General features: G+C 31.8%; 2 protein-coding genes and 1 pseudogene. All 3 read right to left on the bottom strand.

Annotation, left to right across the window (positions count from 1 at the left end):
- A pseudogene (locus tag ABYI63_RS17180) lies at positions 1 to 240 on the bottom strand (glycosyl hydrolase); the annotation flags it as partial.
- Positions 241 to 336: 96 nt separating this feature from the next.
- On the bottom strand, positions 337 to 1,857 hold the full coding sequence (locus ABYI63_RS17175; protein ID WP_372758092.1) for a RagB/SusD family nutrient uptake outer membrane protein: 1,521 nt from the start codon (positions 1,855 to 1,857) through the stop codon (positions 337 to 339).
- A gap of 24 nt (positions 1,858 to 1,881) precedes the next feature.
- Entirely contained in the window at positions 1,882 to 4,890 is a 3,009-nt protein-coding gene (locus tag ABYI63_RS17170) for a SusC/RagA family TonB-linked outer membrane protein (protein ID WP_372758091.1), read from the bottom strand.
- Between the last annotated feature and the right edge of the window lie 328 nt (positions 4,891 to 5,218).

Genomic DNA, 5,218 nt, shown 5'->3' with positions numbered 1-5,218 from the left:
TCCATGTGGCCCATCCGACATCCAAATTTCAGGAATTCCTAAACGGTCAACTCCAGGTGTTGAAAATTTGGATTGTGCATGGCACATTGCAACTTTTTCTTCTAATGTAAGTTGAGATATAATGTTATTAATTTTTTCTTCAATATTATTATCTTCAATTTGTTGTGCTTTCATATTTGAGATTATAACTGCCAAAAAGAGCATTAGTATAAATTGAAACTGTTTGTTTTTATAATTCATTCTGACTATATTTTTAAAAATAATACCAATTTAGTTAAAAATAAAAAGACAACGTAGTTAACTACGTTGTCTTTTTCAACTTTATTAACTCAAAACTTAATATCCAGGATTTTGATCTTCAGGACTAATTAATACATTTCTGCTTATTTCATTTGATGGAATAGGAAATACTTGGTTTTTTGAAGTATATCCTAAACTTGAAAGTTCAGTATCTGCTAATCCCCAACGAACTAAGTCCCAAAAGCGTTGACCTTCAAAGGCTAACTCTAATTGGCGCTCTAATACAATTGCATTAAATAAAGCATCTCCTGTTGCAGTTACATTTGGTAAGCCTGCTCTAAAACGCACTTTGTTTAACTCAATTTGTGCTTTTCCGTCTTCGTTGTTTTTATGGTACGCTTCTGCAGCCATTAATAGTACATCGGCATATCGTAATAATCTCCAGTTAATACCATAGTTTAATTCGTTAATTGGACCTGCAGTATCTTCTGTTCTTGTTACATATTTTAATCTAACATATCCTTCATAGTCGTGAATTCCTGTGTCAGGAGGTGTAACTGAGCCTCCAGCAGCAATTAAATCTGCTTCAGAAATAAGCGTTGCTTTTTTACGGATAACATCACCTGCATTTACAAATGCCTGACCAATTTTACTTGTAGGTAAATTAAATCCCCATCCGTTGGCAACGCCAATAGCTGCAACATTAAAAGCATCACCTCTTGGACCCATAAGTTGCGCGTGAATGTTACTTTCTGGACGTCCTCCCCAAGGGAAGTTTCCCCAATCGTATTTTTCGGTACTTACATAATTTAATTCAATTAATGATTCTATACCGTTTTCAGTACTTGATTTCCATACATCTGCAAAATTAGGCTCTAAATCAAAAGCTTTTGATAAAATTACTTTTCCAAATTCAATAGAAGCTAAATCATATTTTTTTTGAAATAAATAAACTTTACCTAAAACAGCTTGTGCAGCTTCTTTTGATATTCTGAAAGGTTGAGCAACACCGCTTCTTAAAGGTAATCCACTAATTGCATCAGCTAAATCATTTTCAATTTGAATGTAAACATCACTTTTTGGAGATCTTGCTAAACCAAACTCTTCAATTGATTGTGGTGTTGTTATTCTTAATGGTACATCACCAAATAAAGTTACCAATTCTAAATAACTATAGGCTCTTAAAAATTTTGCTTCAGCAATAAACTTATCTTTTGAACCTAAATCAGAAGCTTCTAACTTTTCAATTAAAACATTTGCTAATCCAATAGTTTTATAAAAACCTTCCCAAACACCTGTAATTGCAGGATTGTCTGCAACATGCGTAAAATCATCTATTTGTTGTAAAGGTGGTTGGTCTCCAATTGTGCTACCAGCATTCGCTATATCTCCTGGTAAAACTTTTAAGAAAAAAGCACTGTTCCAAGGGCGATTGTAATTCCAAGCCATTAAATCATAAATACCAAATATTACGGATTCTGCTTCAGCATCAGTTGTTAAAAAATCATCTTCATTAATTAATCCGATTGGATCAACCTCTGTAAAATCATTACTGCAAGAAGTATAATTAAAAATAATTAATACTCCTAAAACTACTATTTTAATATATTTTTTCATTGTTTTATTGTATTAAATTATGAGTTATAGGTTTAAAGATAAACCAAATATTATTTTACCAGGTATTGGATAAACACCTCTGTCAATTCCTTGACTTTGATTGTTTGTACTACCTGCTTCTGGATCTAAACCTTGATAGTTTGTAAATGTAAAGTAGTCTTCTAGTGAAACATAAAAGCGTAAATTATCTAATTTAATTTGCTCCAATACTTTTGAAGGGAATGTGTACCCAAACTGAATTTGTTTTATTCTCATATACGATCCATCACCAACCATTAAATCACTTCTATATAACTCATCACTACCAACATCTGCCATTGGGAAAGCGGCATTGTCTCCTGGGGCAGTCCATCTACCATCAAATAAGAAGGAAGGTTTGTTTGAGTAAATACGGTCTGTTCTAGTCCAAAGCATATAAATTTCATTTCCTTGAGTTCCTTGGAAGTTTAAATTGAAATCGAAATTTTTGTAACCTAAATTAATTTGTCCTCCATATAAGAAATCTGGATGAGGATCACCAATATTAGTAATATCGTTTGGAGTAATATCGCCACTGTTATCTACATCAACAATAATTGGCTTTCCAGTTGCTGGATCAATTCCATTTGTTTTATAGCCTCTAAAGTACCAAATAGGTTCTCCTTCTTCAAAACGAGTTGTCATGAAACCTCTAACTTCAGCGCCATCAATTGGAGAGTCTACAGCTAAATCAGTAACCTCATTTTTAAGTGTTGAGAAGTTTAAGTTTACACCATAGGTTAAGCCTCCAATTTTATCATTATATCCTAATTCAAATTCCCAACCTTTATTAGATACTGTACCACCATTAAAGTTTCCAAAATTACGTCCTACAGATAATGGAATTAAGCTGTTTCCACTAACAATTAAATCTTTTGTTTTTTTGTTGTAATAATCTGTTGTAAATTTTAGTTTACCTTCAAAAGCTCTTAAATCAATTCCTAAATCTAGTTGCTCAGAAGTTTCCCAAGTTAAATCTTTATTAGGAATGTTACTTGCTTCGTAGCCTGGTAAAAAGCCTCCATTTCCATCAGGAATTTTTATTCCGGCACTTGAAAAGAATTGTAAATCTTCATTTCCTAATAGGTTTTGATCGCTTCCTACTTGTCCCCAACTAGCACGTACTTTTAAGTAATCTATAGTGCTATTGTTTTTCCAAAACTCTTCGCTAGACATTACCCAACCTGCAGAGATTGAAGGGAATGCAGCTCCTTTGTTTGCTTCTGAAAAAGCACTTGAAACATCGTAACGTAAAGTACCTTCTAATAGATATTTGTCATCATATTCATATGAAAATCTTCCAAAAGTTGATCTTTTTCTTCTTTCAATAAAATTTCCACCAACTTTATCTAAATCATCATCTTGTGTATAATCATGAAAAGCATAATTATCACCTTCTTTTGGCATTGGTCCTGAGAATAAATACCAGTTTGGTGATTGATATTTTTCTGCTGATAAACCTGCTAATAAACTATAATTATGTTTATTATAAGAACCTTTATACGTTACAAAATTTTCCCACAACCAAGATGAGTTTTTGGTAATATTATCATCAACTGTAGTTAATGAATTCTGTCTTTCTGAAGAAACATAATATATAGGGTTCCAATTATGGTTTACAGAATAATTTACATCAATACCTAATCTTGTAGTCATAACTAAACCTTCTATTGGAGAAACATTTGCAAAAAAGGTTCCTAATATTTTATCGGTTTTTATGTTTCTGTTTTGAATGGAAAGCATTGCAATTGGATTTGCAATTTCACCAGTTACATATGCAGGTAAGCCATAATAATTTCCATTACTATCAGCTAAAATTTTGTTTCCAGCATTAATTAAATTTGTAACATTAGCAGGAACACCGTTGTTGTAAATTACCGGTGTTAATGGATCCATTAATAAGGCATTATTTAAAATTCCACGATATTCATCATCTTCACCAATAACTCCACGACTTGTATTAGAATATGTTAAGTTGTTACCAACTTCTAACCATTTATTTATTTGATGTTTAGAGTTTAACCTTGCTGTGTAACGTTTAAAATTAGCTCTTTCTCCTCCTACAATACCATCTTGGTTTGTGTAAGATCCTGACATTAAATAGGTAGATTTTTCTGTTCCTCCAGCAAAACTTAAATGATGTTTTTCCATCCAAGCATCTTCAAATACTTCATCTAACCAATTTGTGTCAATTCCATTTGAAGGAATATTTTGAACACCAGCCTCATTTAAATAAGTTCTATATTGAGACTCATTCATTAATTCCATTTTAGAGCGTTCAGACTGAACTCCAAATTGAGAATTGTAAGAAATAAGAGGTTTGTCATAATTTCTACCAGATTTTGTAGTTACAATTACAACACCGTTTGCACCTTCTGTACCGTAAATAGCAGAAGAGGCAGCATCTTTTAAAATTTCAATAGATTCAATATCGCCACCATCAATATTATCAATGCTATAAGTTTTCATACCATCTACAATATAAATAGGGTCTGCATTTCCATTAGATCCTGTCCCACGGATTCTAATTTTTGAACCTGCACCTGGTGAGCCTGAGTTTGTTAATACAGAAATACCAGATACTTTTCCTTGAATAGCTTGTTCAACCCTTGTAGTACCATTGTTTTGCATGTCTTCTGATTTAATACTTGAAATGGCACCAGTAACTAAACTTTTCTTTTTGGAACCATAACCAACTACTATAACTTCTTCTAAAGAATTTGCATTTTCAATAAGAACTACATTAATTGTTGTTTTGCCACTAACAGCTATTTCTTGAGTAGTGTATCCAACAAAACTAATTTGTAAAACAGATGAATTAGAAATTTCATTTAACATGAATTTTCCATCAAAATCTGTAGTTGTACCATTGGTTGTTCCTTTTACAATAACGTTTGCACCTGGCAATGGACCATTAGCGTCAGACACAACACCTGAAACACTTTGTGCATGTGCAATACCGCACAGCATAAGGATTCCGAGAAAAATAATTTTTTTTAAAATTTGAATTTTCATAAATATTTGGTTTAATGATTCTTTTTTTTTTTCGCCTAAATTCATGCTATTATGAATAGTAGCTTATGCAAAGTTATTATAGATGTTAAAAAAATGTTAATCTAATTTTGTCATTTATTTGTATATTTTCATTAACTATGTACTTTAATTGCTAAATATGAAATGATATGATTCAAAACGCACACAGAGAAATTACTAGACTTATACCTGAAGATAGTTTTTTGGTAGAAGAACGAGTTAAAGATGATTTCGATTTTCCAATTCATTTTCATCCAGAAATAGAAATGAATTTTATTTTTAAAGGGAAAGGTGTTAGAAGAATTATAGG

This window comes from Mariniflexile sp., assembly GCF_041583155.1.
In the GTDB taxonomy this organism is placed as follows: domain Bacteria; phylum Bacteroidota; class Bacteroidia; order Flavobacteriales; family Flavobacteriaceae; genus Mariniflexile.
The sequence above is the reverse complement of the archived record's forward strand: the minus strand, read 5'-3'. Positions and strand labels throughout refer to the sequence as shown.

Bases quoted from the DNA above. Each gene is read 5' to 3' on its own strand.
- ABYI63_RS17170 (WP_372758091.1), bottom strand. From the start codon at position 4,890: ATGAAAATTCAAATTTTAAAAAAAATTATTTTTCTCGGAATCCTTATG.
- ABYI63_RS17175 (WP_372758092.1), bottom strand. From the start codon at position 1,857: ATGAAAAAATATATTAAAATAGTAGTTTTAGGAGTATTAATTATTTTT.